Consider the following 15,464-nt stretch of genomic DNA (forward strand, 5'->3'; position numbering starts at 1 on the left):
TTATCATGCGCGGATAAATTTCTGTTTTGATACCTCCAATGCGCAAATCTCCCCGTTATTTCCTGCTCTTTCTGCTGATTATCGTATTTTCTATTCAGGCAAAAACGGTGACCGATATTCTTGGCCGTACCGTGACGGTGCCAGACAACCCACAACGTATCGTGGTGGGAGAAAGCCGCATGCTGTATACGCTGGCTTTATTGGAACCCGGTAACCCGGCGCAGCGTATTGTCGGTTGGCCACACGATCTAGCGCGCTTTGATGCGCAGAGCTGGCAGATTTATCGGCAAACATTCCCGTCAATCAACGCGATTCCGGTGATTAGCCAAGGTGACTTTCGTCAGATCAACATTGAGAACCTGATCCTGTTACGGCCGGATCTGGTGATTTTGGCGCGCTATGCGCGTGAAGACGGCGATCAGGATAGGTTGGTCACTGCCTTGGGGAAGGCGGGTATTCCGGTCATTTATGTTGATCTGCGCATCGATCTCTTGCATCACACCGTACCCAGCGTGCGGTTACTCGGCGAGGTGCTTAACCGGCAGCAACGAGCCGAAGCGTTTATCGCCTTTTATCAGCAGCATATGGCGGTGATCCGTGACCGCTTAGCGGCCTATCACGGTGCTAAACCGACCGTGATGTTGCACCTGCATCTAGGGCGGCGCGATACCTGTTGTACCACCGTGGCGCACGGTAACCTTGGCGATCTGCTCGCCTTTGCCGGTGGCGAAAATATTGCCAATACCCGCATCAAAGGGGTTTACGGCGAACTGAACCCGGAAGCGCTACTGGCGGCCAATCCTGACGTTTATATTGCCACCGGCATGGCCGGCGCACAGGGTAAACGCTATTCCGATCTGTTGCTGGGGCCGCAAATTAGCCAGCAGCAAGCCGACCACAGCTTCCGCCAATTGATGGCCCAACAGCCGCTGCTCACTCAGTTGAAAGCGGTGCAGAACCGGCAGGCTTGGAGCCTTTGGCACAATTTTTATCTTAGCCCGTACCATGTGGTGGCGGTCGAGATGTTTGCCAAAGCGTTCTATCCCGATCTGTTTGCTGACATCGATCCCCAGCAGACCTTCCAACAACTCTACCAACAATTTTTGCCCGTTCCCTTTTCTGGAACCTATTGGAGTCAGTTAACTCGTGAATAACCATCAGGGGGGTTGTCGCTGCGCGGCAACGCGAATTATTTTGGCGATGTACGCCATTCCCTTGGCCGCCAGCGCCAGCGCGCCAGCCGTCAGCAGCGAAAAAAGCGCGCACGCGCAAGAAAATATCGTGGTGATCGGTGCTAAAAATGTCGAAGGTATTAGCCGTTATCAGCCAATTACCAGTGTCACCGGTACGCGTAGTGAAACTCGGTTACTCAATGTGCCGCAAGCTATCGATGTGGTGCCGAATCAGGTGATTGTCGATCAGGCGGTGAAGAGTCTGGATGAAGCCCTGTATAACGTCAGCGGCATTACCCAGAGTAATACGCTGGGGGGAACGCAAGATGCGGTCATGAAGCGCGGCTTTGGCGATAATCGCGACGGTTCGATCCTGCGTGATGGCGTGCGGTCGATTCAGGCTCGTAATTTTACGCCGACCACCGAACGCGTAGAGGTGTTGAAAGGGCCTGCCTCCATGCTGTACGGCATGGGCGAGCCAGGCGGAATGATCAACATGATCGCTAAAAAACCGCAGTTGCAGCAACAGACCCACGTCGAAGGCTGGGGCAGCAGCTTCAACGGCGGCGGTGGGCAGGTGGATGTCACCGGGCCGATGGGCACCTCTGGTTTTGCTTACCGGATGATTGTCGATCATGATGAAACCGACTACTGGCGAAACTTTGGCCACCATCGTCAGACGGTGATTGCACCGTCGCTGATGTGGTTCGGCGAAAACACCACCGTACGGTTGGCCTATGAGCACATGGACTATCTGACACCGTTCGATCGCGGAACCATTATTGATTCGCGCACTGGCAAACCGGTGACGACACCGCGCGAGCGGCGTTTTGATGAGGGTTATAACGCGACCCGCGGCGATCAGGACAGCGTCACCGTGCAAATTGAGCAGGTGTTGAATGAAAATTGGAAAAGCGCGCTCACCTACGCGTATAACCGCAACAGTTACAGCGATAATCAGGCGCGCGCGACCAAACTGAACCCGGAAACCGGCGAGTTGACGCGACAGGCCGATGCTACCGCTAATGCGGTCAGCCATGCCAATGCGCTGCAACTCACCGTGAACGGCGATGTTGATTGGGGGCGTATTAATCATCAATTGCTGTTTGGTTTTGATTTCGAAGACAGCCATACCTATCGCGGTGACATGATCCGTGGCGGCAAAGACAGCCATTTTAATATCTATGATCCGGTTTATGGCCAGATGCCTGCATCAACGGCTGTCAGTGCCAAAGACAGCGACCAACGTCAAAATCTCACCAGTTACGGTTGGTTTATGCAGGATTCGATACAGCTGACCGATAAATGGCTGCTGATGGGCGGATTGCGCTATGACGCGTTTGACGTTTTCGCCGGTAAAGGGCGGCCCTTTGCCACCAACACCGACAGTTCGGATAGCAAATGGGTGCCGCGTGCCGGCGTGGTTTATAAAGTAACGCCGTACGTTTCGCTGTACAGTAGTTACACCGAATCATTCAAACCGAATTCTTCTATTGCCACACAGATTGGCGCGCTGCCGCCGGAACAGGGGAAAGCCTGGGAAGTGGGCAGTAAAATCGAGTTGCCGAACGGGATCAGTGGCACATTGGCGCTGTTTGATATCACCAAACGTAATGTGATGGTCAGTGAGTTGGTCGACGGTGAAACCGTCACTCGCACCGCCGGACGTGTACGCTCGCAAGGTGTGGAGCTCGATATGGCGGGCAATATCACCGAAAATCTCAGCGTGATCGGTTCATATGCGTATACCGATGCGCGTGTTGTGGATGACCCGGCCAATAACGGCAAAGAGATGAGTAACGTGGCGCGCCATACCGCTTCGCTGTTCTTGACGCAGGATCTGGGGGCGACATCGCTGTATAGCGGTGATAATCTGCGCGTCGGTGCGGGCGCTCGTTATGTCGGGCGTCGGCCGGGTGATGCCGCCAACCGATTTTATCTGGATAACTATACGGTAGCGGATGCCTTTTTGGCTTATACGCTGCCAGTGAAGGGGCATCGGGTGAAATGGCAGCTCAACATCAAAAACCTGTTCGACAAAACCTATTATCCTTCCAGCGGCGGCAACTTACGTATTGCGGTGGGCGAGCCGCGTGAGGCAGTGCTGCGTGCCAGCGTGGATTTTTGATTGTGCCGCCAAGTCAGCCCGGCGGTGGGTTTCTGCCATCGGGCAAATTGGATTAAATAACCGATTGCCACAGGGGGGATAACGTGAGCCTGAAAATTCGTCTTGCACAACCGCAGGATATTGCGCCGTTGATGGCCATTGAACGTTCCGCCGCCGAGCTGTTTCGCTCATTGCCGCAATGGGCGTTTCTTGCTGATAGTGAAGGTTTGTCGGCTGAGCAACACGGCGAATTTATCCGCCAGCAGAGTGAGTGGTTGGCGCAAGACGGTACGGCGGTTGTTGGCTTCATTGCAGTACAGCGACACGACGATGCTTGGCACATTGCCGAGTTGTCAGTGGCGACAGACTACCAGCGGCGTGGAATCGGGCGTCAACTGCTGGCTAAGGTGATCGACGTCGCGCGGTGCGCCAGTGTGCCACAGTTAACGTTGACGACCTTTCGAAACGTACCGTGGAACGCGCCGTATTATTGTTCGCTGGGTTTTGAAACGATCGCCAGCACGGCGTTGTCTGCAACATTACGTTCGGTGATGGCGCATGAGGCAAAGCAGGGGCTGCCATTAGGAAGTCGCTGTGCCATGAACTTTACACTATCGTAAAAATTGAAATACACTCAGGTGGCGGTATGATGCAGCAATACCGCTACCGTGTGAACGGCGCCCTCTCGAATTGGCGCGTTAGACATGTACTCTACCGAGCATGATTGGCATTGCATAATGGCAGCAATCAGCGTTTGCTCATGCCTATGCAACGCCAAGTATGACGGGGATAAACCTCACCGCATAAGGGACACCACTAATGACACACACCATTTTCATGGTAGGCGCTCGCGGAGCAGGGAAAACCACCGTGGGCAGCGCGCTGGCGCAGGCGCTCGGTTATCAGTTCATCGATACCGATCTGTTTATGCAACAGAGCACCCAAATGAGCGTGGCGGAAATGGTCGAAAAGGAAGGGTGGCAGGGGTTCCGCCGGCGTGAAACCCTGGCTTTGCAGTCTGTGACGCAACCGTCAACCATTGTTGCCACCGGCGGTGGGGTGATATTAGCGGAAGAGAATCGCCGTTTCATGCAACAGCATGGCACGGTGATTTATCTGCGTTCGCCTGCTGATGTGTTGGCACAACGCTTGGCGGTAGCGCCTGAAGAGACGCAGCGCCCGACGCTGACCGGCCGCCCTATTGCTGAAGAAATGCTGGATGTGCTGGCCGCACGTGAGGCGCTATATCAGGATGCAGCCCATCATGTGCTCGATGGCACGGGCGATCCGCAGCAGGTGGTGTCACAGATTCTCAGCGTGTTACAGCGTGAAACCGTCAAATAAATAACCGCGCGGCGTAACGCCAAAACGCTGACGAAACGCGGCAATATACGTGCTGACATTGTCATAACCGACGTTAGCGGCTGCCGCCGTAATAGATTCACCGCGCGATAGCGCCTCCAATGAGCGAATGATGCGTGCCTGCTGTCGCCAGCGAACAAAGCTCATTCCCGTTTGTGCCATAAACAGGCGGCTCAGATTGCGCACACTTAGCCCCGCCCACTGGGCCCATTCGCTTTGCTGCCGCGAATGGGCCGGATCGTTAAGCAAAGCGCGGGCGATGTTCAACAATCGTTTATCTTGCGGTAGTGGCAGTTGCAATGCCGCTTGCGGTTCTCCCTGCATTTCTTCCAGCAAGACGCGCACCATACGTCGCTGTGCGTGATTGAGTGCCGGTGATGGAAACTGCGCGATCCGCTCAACCAAGGCTTGTGTGAGTTTACTGGCGAAGGTCAGTTGGGGCTGCGATGGTAGCCTTCTGCAATAGTGTGCTGGCAAATACAGACTCCATCCTTTGACCTCGCCGCAGGCTTGCGCCTGATGTCGGCAATGTGGCGGCAACCAACCAATGCTGCCGCAGGTCATCGCCCATTGCTGCTGTTCTGTTTCCAGTGCCATCATGCCGCGCGTCAGTAGATAAATTTGCCCATCTTGGTGCTGGTGCCACGCCGTGAGGTGTTTTTTCTCATGCTGAATAGCTGCGCTGTGTACTGTCATTATTTGGCCGATTAGCGTTATTTAATGTCCTGATACGGTTATTATGCCATCACATTGTTGGTTTAAGATCGGTGCATCGTGAAGTTTATTGGAGAACACCCATGCACAACTTATCTGCCTCAGAGATTGTCACCCAAGCGTTACGCCAGGTGGTAGCCTGCCAGCAACATCAACCGACGGTAATCGCTGCGTTTTTCGCGCAGGATTACCAGCAGTCTGTTGATGGTCACACCTTGGATTACCTGCAATTTGTGCAGCATATGGCATTGCTGAAACAGCTTACACGCAGCATGACCCTGAGGTTACTGGCGGTGGTGGCGCAGGGCGAAACGGTGTTCACGCATCATCGGGTCGCGGTCGAAAAGCGCGACGGCAGCCGTAGCGAAGTGCAAGTGTTGGCACACTTTACCGTTCGTGCTGGCCGCATTGTACGCTGTGATGAATTGACCCGATTGTTGTCTGGTGACGCAGCCGATGCTGATTTGGCATCACGAAGCTGACTGGCGATGTGCAGTGGTTGTCTATACTTGGCGGTAAGCTCACCCAACAGGAGATCGCTATGCCACAGAAACCACCTTATCCGCGTCAGGCGCACATCGTTACCGTCGATAAAGGAGAACCGGGAGGCCAGGTTCGCTGGTACGAATTGCGCGCAGATTTTCCGCAGCCCAATACGCTGATCAGTGAGCATCAAACGGAGCAGGAAGCCAAGGATGCTAAACGACGCTATGAGGATGAATCTTTAGGTGAATAAATAGCCACTGGTTATCCCCCCAGAGCCGGCGTCCTGCCGGTTCGCAGACGTGGCGACGGGATTATCGCGCTGTTGCCAATGTGATTCCCGCCGCTACTGACAGCAAGCAAGCTGAATGCCAACGTTACACACAGGGTGTCGCCGCATTTTACTCTGCGCCGCGATCGCATTTCACATTGAAAACCAGTGACAGCGCGGATGTTATCCACCAATATGGCTGTTCCATAAAGATAATTACGCGGGTGCAAGTCTATGCTGAATGTGAATGAGTATTTTGCCGGAAAAGTGAAATCAATCGGTTTCGACAGTGGCAGCATCGGTCGTACCAGCGTTGGGGTGATGGAAGAGGGGGAGTACACGTTCAGTACCGCCCAGCCTGAAGAAATGACGGTGATCACCGGTGCATTGAAAGTGCTGTTACCGGGCGCACCGGATTGGCAGGTGTTTATGCCGGGTGAGAAGTTCTTTGTGCCGGGGCACAGTGAGTTCAACGTACAGGTCGCCGACGCGACGGCGTATCTGTGCCGTTATTTGAGTAAGTAATTTAGCACGTCCTGTGGCGTGTTTATGGGCGCAAGCGTGTTGTTGCGCCCTTTGTTATGCTTTAACGCTGAGCTTCGCCACCCAGTGCTTCAATCATGTTCTGGATTAATGCCGCCAGCTCGCTGGTCATTAAAATAAAGTCGGCATCGAAACGTTGTGCAACGTCCTCACGCTCGATGTCATCGTTTTGCTCACGCAACGCATCGGCAAACTTCAGTCGCTTCAGCGAGCCATCATCAGCAATGACCAACTGAATTCGCTCTTGCCAATCTACCGCCAGTTTCGTGACCAATTTGCCTGCTTCGATGTGTACCGCGATTTCGTCGCTGATCAGGTTCTGTTTTTTGCAGCGAATCACGCCGCCATCTTCCAGGATCGCTTTCAGTTCCGCTTCATCCTGAATGATAAAACCGGCTGGCAGTTCACCGGAGCGTACCCACTCGGTTAGCGTTAGCTCAATCGGGCTTTCCAGGGTTAATGGCACCACCGGCAGTGATCCCAAACTTTTACGCAGCAAGGCCAGCGTATCTTCGGCGCGTTTGGCGCTGGCGGCATCAACCATAATTAAGCCGTTCACGGTATCGATCCACATAAACGTTTGATTAAAGCGGCTAAACGCGCGCGGCAACAGGCTGTGCAGCACTTCGTCTTTTAGCGAGTCTTTTTCGGTTTTTTTCAGCTTGCGGTGCTGCTCGCCTTCCAGCTTGTCGATTTTTGCTTGTAATTCTTGTTTGATCACCGGCGAAGGCAGAATTTTTTCTTCTTTACGTGCGCAGATGATGATCTGGCCGTTAACGGTGTGGGTGAGCGCATCGCTGTGAGAACCCATTGGGGATACCCAGCCGGTTTTCGCCATATCCTGGCTGCCACAAGGCGTAAAGGAGAAAGCGCTGAGCTGTTTTTCCATTTCATCCGCATTTAGCGCAACCTCGCGGCTTAAACGGTAAACCATCAAATTCTTAAACCACAGCATAATGTTATCCCCGGCAGGGCGTGCTTTTCGCACGCTAATTCATCAAAAGCAGGGCGGCATGATACCCAATTGACGCTGAAAAATCGCCTCATTCCTCCGATTTGCGTGGAGGGGGGGATTACGGCACACTCGGCGTCTCTGGATGTCGGTTGCGTTGCGCATTGAGGAGATAAACGTGCGTATTGGTATTGATTTAGGTGGAACGAAAATTGAAGTCATTGCCTTGGCGAATGATGGTCGTGAGTTGTTTCGTCATCGCGTCGCGACACCGAGGGAAGATTATCAACAAACGCTGCGGGCGATTACCGGGCTGGTGAAGATGGCGGAGGATCACACGGGCGAGCGGGGGTCCGTTGGCGTCGGGATCCCCGGCACGTTGTCGCCGTTTAGCGGCTTGGTGAAAAACGCCAACTCAACCTGGCTCAACGGCCAGCCGCTGGATAAAGATCTGTCGGCCATGTTGCAACGTGACGTGCGTTTGGCGAATGACGCCAATTGCCTGGCGGTGTCGGAAGCCACCGATGGTGCGGGGGCGGGCCAGCATGTGGTGTTTGCGGTGATTATTGGCACCGGCTGCGGTGCGGGTGTGGCGATCGACGGTCAGGTGCATGTGGGCGGCAATGGCATCGCTGGGGAGTGGGGGCATAATCCGCTGCCGTGGCTGGATGATGACGAGTTGCGCTTTCGTCGCGAAGTGCCGTGCTATTGCGGTAAACCGGGCTGCATCGAAACCTTTATCTCCGGGACGGGCTTTGCGACGGATTATGCACGCCTGAGCGGCAACACGCTGAAGGGGCACGAGATCATGGCGTTGGTGGCGCAACAGGATCCTTTGGCTGAGCTGGCGATGAGCCGCTATGAAATGCGTTTGGCCAAGTCGTTGGCGCACGCGATCAATCTGTTCGATCCCGATGTGGTGGTGTTAGGGGGCGGCATGAGTAACGTCGAGCGTTTGTACCAGACCGTACCGCAATGGGTAAAGCCTTGGGTCTTTGGCGGTGAGTGTGAAACGCCAATCCGCAAAGCGATCCACGGTGATTCCAGCGGTGTGCGCGGTGCGGCATGGCTGTGGCCGCAGCGCTAAACGCGAGTGGGCTGATGGGGCAGCCCCTCAAGGTGTTTTTACTTCGCTCTCGCTGCGTACCCTTTCGATATGAATGGTTAAGAACATCATTTCTTCGCGCGTAAGCCGATGTTGATAGTGCTTCTCAATGTGTTGATTGATTTTTTCGGCACAGGCGAATGACTCACGGTAGGTGTCTTTCACCACCTGATATAATGCGTCATCTTCGCTGTCGACATAATTCTTTCCTAGCAGGCGCTGAGCGAAGAATTTCAAATGCGTGACAAATCGGTGGTAGCTCAGCGCTTCTTCGTTGTAATCAAAACGAAAATGGTATTTGACGATATTGAGAATTTCTTGCATCACGCGCGTGATATGCAGGGTATTTTGCATATCGTCATTAAGCTGCGCATTCACCAGATGCAGCGCGATAAAACCGGCTTCATCTTCCGGTAATGTCACCTCTAACCGTTGTGCAATCAGCACCAGCGCTTCCCGTCCGACGGCAAACTCGTGTGGGTAGAGTTTTTTGATCTCCCACAACAGAGCATTACGGATGTCCATGCCTTTGGCATGGCGCTGTAGCGCGAAGTGGATGTGATCGGTCAGCGTGATGTAAACGATGTTGTGCAACTTGCCCGGCAAGCGTTCACGCGCCAAAGTAATAATTTTGTCGGTGGTGGTGAGACAGGCCAGCGGGATTTCTGCCAATAGCGCTTTGTAACGTTCACCGAGCTCTCCGCTGCTGAGGGTAAAAACCTTCTCGATCAGGCTTTCATCCACCGCATCGCCCACTTTCTTTTTAAAGCCGATCCCGCGGCCCATGACGACCGTTTCTTCCTGCCGATCGTCGAGGGTGATGATTACGTTATTATTGAGTATTTTCTCGATTTTCATAGCATTCCCCGGCGTTTCGGCCAGCTAAAAGCAAAAAAACCTGACATCCAAGATAATCCTGGAGGTCAGGTTTTGCCTGTCAATACAGTGACAATCCTGTTATTGAACGCATGATAACCGTTCTTTGTGAGCGCTCAACGCCTTTCGCGAAGGAGTGCCGTGGCGATCACACTTCTGCTATGTGCTGATGGGATCACTCAACCCGATACTGTGCTTCGAGCCGGCTGATGCCCAGCCCGTTGACCTTTTTCACTTTTATTTGTACCGGAATGCGCTCTTTCATGGCTTCGACGTGACTGATGACACCAATGGTCTTGCCAGAGGCGTTAAGACTGTCGAGCGCATCCAGTGCGGTGTCCAGCGTTTCGGCGTCAAGCGTGCCGAAACCCTCGTCGAGAAATAACGAGTCAATGCTGGTTTTATGGCTGACCAAATCAGACAGCGCTAAGGCCAGCGCCAGGCTGACCAAGAAGCTCTCCCCTCCCGACAGCGTGCGGGTATCGCGTAATGCATCGGCCTGCCAGGTGTCGACCACTTGTAACTCCAGCGCATCACTGGTTTTGCGTTGCAACAAATAGCGGCCATGCAGGCGGCCAAGCTGGTTGTTAGCCAGATACACCAGATGATCGAGCGTTAATCCCTGAGCAAACTTGCGGAATTTATCGCCTTCTTTCGAACCGACCAACTGATTGAGTAGGCTCCAGTCGTCATAGTGCTGCTGACTTTCGGCTATTTGTGCGAAAAGCGCCTGTTGCTGATTGCGGCGCAGGGCATCGCTTTCTAACTGATTACGCAGTTCGCCCTGCCGCTGTTGTAACACCTTCAACTGCTGCATCAAGGCTTGCTGCTCGTTGGTCAACATGTGCGGATCAATGCTGGTTTCATCCAGGCCAGCAGGACGCTGCTGTTGATGATGGGCTAAGGTTTGTTCTGCCTGCGCTAACAGGGCGCTGGCTTCTACCCAGCGTTGCTGCAATTGTTCTTTGTGCTGTTGCAATTGCTGGCGCTGGGCATCGTCCAGTAGGGCCGCCGTGAAAGCAGCCTCGTCGCTGAACTCGCTGGCAGCCAGCCCCTGAACCCACTGCTCTTCGGCCTGCTGTAAACGTTCCGCCCATTGTGCCAACTGTTGTTGCAGCCCCGCCAATTGGCCACTTAACCGATCGCGTTGCTCCTGCGCCGACTGTAATTGTTGGTTGGCTAGCGTGGTGGCTTGCTCGCCGGCCGCCTGCTGTTGACGCAGTTGCTCACGAACTTGGGCTATCTGTCGTTCGCCAAACAGTGCCGTTCGTTGCGTCCGTAACGTGGTGAGGTTTTCTTCATTTTGCTGCCATTGTTGTTGGAGCCGCTGTTGCTGTTGTTGGTGATCGGCGAAGTTCTTTTCTAACAGGCTGAAGCGTTCGTTAAGCAGCGCAGCGTGCTGTTGCTTCTGCTGCTGTTCGGTTTGCAGATTGGCTAAGGCATCTTTGGCCTGTTGCACCGCTTGTACGGCTAATTCATGTTGAGCAAGCCGTTGCTGGCCTTCACGCTCCTCGCTGTCGCAGCGGTGTAACCAGTCGTTCAGGCGTTCGCTATCCTGTAAACCAAAATCAAGCGCCAGCGGCTCAGCCAATTGTTGCCAGCTTTGCTGATGTGCGGCCAACTGTTGTTCATCTTGGGTGATGGCTTGCTGTTGTCGCTGTTGCTGCTGTTGCAGGTTGTCATACTGTGCACGCAGTTCAACGCCCTGTTTTTGCAAGGCGTCGGTCTGTGTTTTTAGCTGCTCAAGACGCTGTGCTGTTTCAGATGGCGCTATCGCCTGATACTGCTCAACCGCCGGGTGTTGTGTTGCGCCGCACAGCGGGCAAGGCGTGTTAGTTTGCAAGCGGGCGCGTTCGGCCTCTAGGCTAACAATGCGCTGTTCCAACTCGAGCGTTTTTTCAACCTCGGCCTGATGGGCTTTTTGTTGTTTATATTGCTGGCGAACCTGTTCCAGTTGCGGTGCTAGTTGTGCCAACTGTTGTGTACCCGCCTGCAACTCTTGCCGCTGTTGCTCCACCCGTTTGAGCGTTTGTTGTGAGAGCGAAGCAAGCGTAAACAGCTGCTGCCGTGCCGGACGCAGTTCACTGAGCTTTGCTAATCGCAGACGCAGCGCGGCCAACGGCACCTGTGCTTCCAGCGCGTGATGTTGTTGCTGTTGGGTGGTTAACGCCTGGCTAAGTTGCTCAAATTTACGCTGATGTTGTTGCGCCTGCTCTGCCAACTGGCTGCGCTGAGTGTTTAATTGTGCCAGCGTATGCTGGTGCTCTTTACCCTGTTGTTCGGCGCTGCTCAACGCCTGCTTGAGTTCTGTCCGGCTGTGATCTAATTGCGCGATCTGATTATCGAGCGGCAACACCTGTTCATCGATCAATTGTTGCTGTTGCAGACGGTATTGCGCCTGTTTTTGCTGTTCGGCTCGTGCCTGTTCGAGCGCCTGTTGTAACGGTGCCAACTGCGCGTTTTGCAACTGATATTGTTGGTTCAGTTGCGTAATCTGTTGTTGCAACGCCTGGTGCTCGCTACGACAACGCTGCCGTTCGTTAAGCAATGGCCGTAGCTTTTCGGCCGGTTCACTGCGTGCTAACGCTTGCAATTGCGGTTCAGCCTGCGCTTGCTGTTGTTGCACGACGCTCAGCCGTTGTTGATATTCGTGTTGTTTCTGTTGCGCCTGTTGCCATTGTTGCAGCCAGTTAATGGCTTGCTGGCGCTGTTGCGCCTGCTGGCTGAGATCATTTTCTTCATGGCTGAGTGCGCTTAGCTGCGCTTCCCGCTGTTGGCGCTGCTCGTCATTTAACAGTTCAATGCCGCTGGCGCGTTGGTGTAACGCATCCAGCTCCAGTTTGGCTTGCTTATGTTGTTCAAAGACGCGTTCAGATAACTGACCGTAAATTTCGGTGCCGGTCAACTCTTCCAGTAATTCGGCACGATCGTTGGCAGCGGCGTTGAGAAAGGCGGCAAATTGCCCTTGTGAGAGCATCATCGATTTGGTGAAGCGGCCAAAATCCAAACCGGTGATCGCGGCGATCAGATCCAGTTTGTCGCGCACTTTATCGGCAATAATCTTGCCGTCGGCTAGCAACGCCAGTTCTACTTTTGGGGCTTGTAAATTGCCGTTGGGATCGTTTTTGGCCCGGCGTTGGCTCCAGAACGCGCGATAACCGACGCCTTTGACCTCAAATTCGACCTCAGCCAACGACTCGGCGGTGTGGCGCGTCATCAGTTCATTTTGGCTGGGCGAGACGTGCAAGCGCGGAGTTTGGTGGTACAACGCCAAACAAACGGCGTCGAGCAGCGTCGTTTTTCCTGCCCCGGTCGGGCCGGTAATCGCGAACAGACCGTTGCTGGCGAACGGCTCTACACCAAAGTTGATTTTCCATTCGCCCTGGAGCGAGTTGAGGTTTTTTAGCCGTAAACTCAGGATCTTCATGCGGAGGGGGCCTCATCTTGCTGTACGGCGTCCACCGTTTGTTGGAACAGGTGACGTAGCCGTTCGCGGCGCGCTTCAGCCATGTCGCTTTCCAGCGCCAGCCGTCGCTCAAACACGTCATTAACGCTCAGTTCGTTCAACGTTTCTTTGTCTTGCTGGGCGATAGCCAGGCGGCGTTGTTCTTTGCTACGGCGTAATAACACCACGTCGACAGGCAGTTCATCGGTCAGTGCTTGAATGCGTCGTTGGATGTCGCTCAGGTAATCTTGCGTTGCCACCTCAATATCCAGCCACACCGGTCGCTCGCCGGTATAATCGGCGAACTGCCGCAATTGTTGCTCGATCTGCGCTAAATCCCCTTTGATCAATTGCATCGGCTGGAATATAGGGATTTCAAGCGGCGTCACCTGCTGCAATATGCCATCAGCGAAGTCCACCATAAACACGCTTTTGGCTTTGCCTACCTCATCAAAACTGAGAGGGATCGGTGAACCGCTGTAACGAATATGTGTGCTTTTCGCCACCTGCTGCGCACGGTGTATGTGCCCGAGCGCGATGTAATCCGCCGGTGGGAAGGCCTGCGCTGGGAAGGCATCCAGCGTGCCGATGTAAATATCGCGCACGGAATCTGAGGTGGTGACGCCAACGGTGGTCAGGTGGCCGGTAGCGACAATCGGCAGCGCGCCGCCTAGCGCATCTCGGCGTGCACAGGCCGCGTGATACAACCGTTGATAATGGGCGGCGATGGCGGTTTGCAACGCGGCCTGTTTTTCCCCGCCGGATTCGCCTGCGCGGCTGGTCAGCAAATCGCGTGGCCGCAGGAATGGAATCGCGCACAGCACTGCGCCAGGTTGGCCGTTGCGCTGGTTCAGCACGACTAGCTGTTGTTCCGGTTCAGCCTGCACATTGGCAACGACGGTAGTATTCAGGCAGGAAAGCAATTCGCGTGATTCATTCAGGGTTGCCACGGAGTCGTGGTTACCGCCCAGCACCACCAGTTGGCAGCCGGTTCGCTGGAGTTGCACCACAAAGCGGTTATATAACTCGCGTGCGTAGCTCGGGGGCGAGCCGGTATCGAACACATCGCCAGCGACAATCAGCGCATCGACCTGCTGTTGCGCGATTTGTTGAATAAGCCAATCGAGAAAGGCCTGATGCTCGGCGGCGCGGCTTTTGGTAAAAAAGTACTGGCCAAGGTGCCAGTCAGAGGTATGAATCAGACGCATATACCCTTCATCTTTCAAGTGGCAGGTGTATTGGCAGGTGCGTTGGCGGCTGTCATTAAGCCCAACCGGTGACGGAGGCCCTGGCCTAGTAACGAGCGGCTTGCGAGCTCACCGACGCGTTGTTAACCGCGCCGTCATCGATTCATTGTTCTGTGGATGCCGCCCTGCACCGCGAAATCTATTGGGGGTAGAGGTTCGCCCAACGATCATAAAATTCCAATGATTATAAAGGTGTTGCTCGCGGCTGTCGTCGGCCATTGATTATGACGGCCAGATGATTATTCTGTGAACAGGAAACTATTTGCCTGCAACATGAGTGGCGGTTGGGCTATTTTTTCATAAATCTGTCATAAAACTGACGCATAATGACATCCGCAATCAAATCGTGATCGCTATACCCAAAATCATTCAGATGGCATCGCAGCGGCAATGCCGTGGTTAGCCCTCCACGGGGCGCGCAACGGCGGCCAAAAACGAGGCGGTCAGAAATATGACGGGTAAACACATTGACAGGATTGACGATGACTAGACGCATATTGGTGGTGGAAGACGAAGCGCCGATTCGTGAGATGGTGTGTTTTGTGTTGGAACAAAATGGTTACCAACCGTTGGAAGCCGAAGATTACGACAGCGCTGTGACGCGCTTGTCTGAGCCGTTTCCTGATTTGGTGTTACTCGACTGGATGTTGCCCGGTGGTTCCGGCATTCAATTCATCAAACACATGAAGCGTGAGGCGCTCACCCGTGATATTCCGGTGATGATGCTGACGGCACGCGGCGAAGAAGAAGATCGGGTACGTGGTTTGGAAGTGGGTGCGGATGACTACATTACGAAACCGTTCTCACCGAAAGAGTTGGTGGCACGTATTAAAGCCGTCATGCGCCGCATTTCACCGATGGCGGTGGAAGACGTGATTGAAATGCAAGGCCTGAGTTTGGATCCTTCCTCGCATCGGGTCATGGCCAATGAACAAGCGCTGGATATGGGGCCGACCGAGTTTAAACTGTTGCATTTCTTTATGACCCATCCAGAACGTGTCTATAGCCGCGAACAGTTGCTTAATCACGTTTGGGGCACTAACGTTTATGTGGAAGACCGTACCGTTGACGTGCACATCCGCCGTTTGCGCAAGGCGCTGGAGAGCAGTGGCCATGACAAGATGGTTCAAACCGTTCGGGGCACCGGTTACCGGTTCTCAACGCGCTACTAAACGCGCAGCGCTGGA

At 54.2% G+C, this 15,464-nt stretch carries 14 protein-coding genes; 9 read left to right on the forward strand and 5 right to left on the reverse strand.

What is annotated here, in order from left to right:
- The first annotated feature begins 38 nt into the window (after nucleotides 1–38).
- From ACQKDS_RS16085 to aroL, 4 genes are all read left to right on the forward strand, one after another.
- Entirely contained in the window at nucleotides 39–1,154 is a 1,116-nt protein-coding gene (locus ACQKDS_RS16085) for an ABC transporter substrate-binding protein (RefSeq protein WP_399671860.1), read from the forward strand.
- A complete protein-coding gene (locus ACQKDS_RS16090) occupies nucleotides 1,147–3,300 on the forward strand; it encodes a TonB-dependent siderophore receptor (protein ID WP_399671863.1) in 2,154 nt (717 codons plus the stop codon). Before ACQKDS_RS16085 ends, ACQKDS_RS16090 begins: the two co-directional genes overlap by 8 nt.
- Nucleotides 3,301–3,383: 83 nt before the next feature.
- Nucleotides 3,384–3,899, forward strand: a complete 516-nt coding sequence (locus tag ACQKDS_RS16095) for a GNAT family N-acetyltransferase (RefSeq protein ID WP_399671866.1) — start codon at nucleotides 3,384–3,386, stop codon at nucleotides 3,897–3,899.
- A 199-nt stretch (nucleotides 3,900–4,098) separates the two neighbouring features.
- Nucleotides 4,099–4,623 (forward strand): shikimate kinase AroL, encoded by a 525-nt coding sequence (gene aroL, locus ACQKDS_RS16100; RefSeq protein ID WP_399671868.1) that lies wholly within the window; start codon nucleotides 4,099–4,101, stop codon nucleotides 4,621–4,623.
- Here the strand turns inward: aroL and ACQKDS_RS16105 are convergent.
- Nucleotides 4,600–5,337: an AraC family transcriptional regulator gene (locus ACQKDS_RS16105; RefSeq protein WP_399671870.1), complete on the reverse strand. Its 738-nt coding sequence runs from the start codon at nucleotides 5,335–5,337 to the stop codon at nucleotides 4,600–4,602. The genes aroL and ACQKDS_RS16105 overlap by 24 nt on opposite strands.
- Nucleotides 5,338–5,438: 101 nt before the next feature.
- Here ACQKDS_RS16105 and ACQKDS_RS16110 point away from each other — a divergent pair, with 101 nt between their 5' ends.
- From ACQKDS_RS16110 to ppnP, 3 genes are all read left to right on the forward strand, one after another.
- A complete protein-coding gene (locus tag ACQKDS_RS16110; RefSeq protein ID WP_399671873.1) occupies nucleotides 5,439–5,837 on the forward strand; it encodes a nuclear transport factor 2 family protein in 399 nt (132 codons plus the stop codon).
- Nucleotides 5,838–5,896: 59 nt separating this feature from the next.
- On the forward strand, nucleotides 5,897–6,091 hold the full coding sequence (locus ACQKDS_RS16115) for a hypothetical protein (protein ID WP_399671876.1): 195 nt from the start codon (nucleotides 5,897–5,899) through the stop codon (nucleotides 6,089–6,091).
- Nucleotides 6,092–6,343: 252 nt separating this feature from the next.
- Entirely contained in the window at nucleotides 6,344–6,634 is a 291-nt protein-coding gene (gene ppnP, locus ACQKDS_RS16120; RefSeq protein ID WP_399671879.1) for a pyrimidine/purine nucleoside phosphorylase, read from the forward strand.
- 61 nt (nucleotides 6,635–6,695) lie between these two features.
- Here the strand turns inward: ppnP and rdgC are convergent, their stop codons facing one another.
- Nucleotides 6,696–7,607 (reverse strand): recombination-associated protein RdgC, encoded by a 912-nt coding sequence (gene rdgC, locus ACQKDS_RS16125; protein ID WP_399671882.1) that lies wholly within the window; start codon nucleotides 7,605–7,607, stop codon nucleotides 6,696–6,698.
- Nucleotides 7,608–7,782: 175 nt separating this feature from the next.
- Between rdgC and mak the strand changes: the two genes are divergently transcribed.
- On the forward strand, nucleotides 7,783–8,691 hold the full coding sequence (gene mak / locus ACQKDS_RS16130) for a fructokinase (protein WP_399671884.1): 909 nt from the start codon (nucleotides 7,783–7,785) through the stop codon (nucleotides 8,689–8,691).
- 27 nt (nucleotides 8,692–8,718) lie between these two features.
- Here mak and licT read toward each other — a convergent pair whose 3' ends face one another.
- From licT to sbcD, 3 genes are all read right to left on the reverse strand, one after another.
- On the reverse strand, nucleotides 8,719–9,567 hold the full coding sequence (licT, locus tag ACQKDS_RS16135) for a BglG family transcription antiterminator LicT (RefSeq protein ID WP_399671887.1): 849 nt from the start codon (nucleotides 9,565–9,567) through the stop codon (nucleotides 8,719–8,721).
- A gap of 193 nt (nucleotides 9,568–9,760) precedes the next feature.
- Nucleotides 9,761–13,012 (reverse strand): exonuclease subunit SbcC, encoded by a 3,252-nt coding sequence (gene sbcC, locus ACQKDS_RS16140; RefSeq protein ID WP_399671890.1) that lies wholly within the window; start codon nucleotides 13,010–13,012, stop codon nucleotides 9,761–9,763.
- Nucleotides 13,009–14,238: an exonuclease subunit SbcD gene (gene sbcD / locus ACQKDS_RS16145; RefSeq protein WP_399671893.1), complete on the reverse strand. Its 1,230-nt coding sequence runs from the start codon at nucleotides 14,236–14,238 to the stop codon at nucleotides 13,009–13,011. Before sbcD ends, sbcC begins: the two co-directional genes overlap by 4 nt.
- A 521-nt stretch (nucleotides 14,239–14,759) precedes the next feature.
- On the opposite strand from sbcD, the gene phoB reads away from it, so the two are divergent.
- A complete protein-coding gene (gene phoB / locus ACQKDS_RS16150; protein WP_399671896.1) occupies nucleotides 14,760–15,449 on the forward strand; it encodes a phosphate response regulator transcription factor PhoB in 690 nt (229 codons plus the stop codon).
- Nucleotides 15,450–15,464 lie beyond the last annotated feature (15 nt).

Source organism: Serratia sp. NPDC078593, from assembly GCF_050268245.1.
GTDB lineage: Bacteria > Pseudomonadota > Gammaproteobacteria > Enterobacterales > Enterobacteriaceae > JBNNGK01.

What these genes read in the sequence shown, in the direction of transcription:
- ACQKDS_RS16085 (WP_399671860.1), top strand. Translation starts at nt 39, where the DNA reads ATGCGCAAATCTCCCCGTTATTTCCTGCTCTTTCTGCTGATTATCGTA.
- aroL (WP_399671868.1), top strand. Translation starts at nt 4,099, where the DNA reads ATGACACACACCATTTTCATGGTAGGCGCTCGCGGAGCAGGGAAAACC.
- ACQKDS_RS16105 (WP_399671870.1), bottom strand. Translation starts at nt 5,337, where the DNA reads ATGACAGTACACAGCGCAGCTATTCAGCATGAGAAAAAACACCTCACG.
- ACQKDS_RS16110 (WP_399671873.1), top strand. Translation starts at nt 5,439, where the DNA reads ATGCACAACTTATCTGCCTCAGAGATTGTCACCCAAGCGTTACGCCAG.
- ACQKDS_RS16115 (WP_399671876.1), top strand. Translation starts at nt 5,897, where the DNA reads ATGCCACAGAAACCACCTTATCCGCGTCAGGCGCACATCGTTACCGTC.
- ppnP (WP_399671879.1), top strand. Translation starts at nt 6,344, where the DNA reads ATGCTGAATGTGAATGAGTATTTTGCCGGAAAAGTGAAATCAATCGGT.
- rdgC (WP_399671882.1), bottom strand. Translation starts at nt 7,607, where the DNA reads ATGCTGTGGTTTAAGAATTTGATGGTTTACCGTTTAAGCCGCGAGGTT.
- licT (WP_399671887.1), bottom strand. Translation starts at nt 9,567, where the DNA reads ATGAAAATCGAGAAAATACTCAATAATAACGTAATCATCACCCTCGAC.
- sbcC (WP_399671890.1), bottom strand. Translation starts at nt 13,012, where the DNA reads ATGAAGATCCTGAGTTTACGGCTAAAAAACCTCAACTCGCTCCAGGGC.
- sbcD (WP_399671893.1), bottom strand. Translation starts at nt 14,238, where the DNA reads ATGCGTCTGATTCATACCTCTGACTGGCACCTTGGCCAGTACTTTTTT.
- phoB (WP_399671896.1), top strand. Translation starts at nt 14,760, where the DNA reads ATGACTAGACGCATATTGGTGGTGGAAGACGAAGCGCCGATTCGTGAG.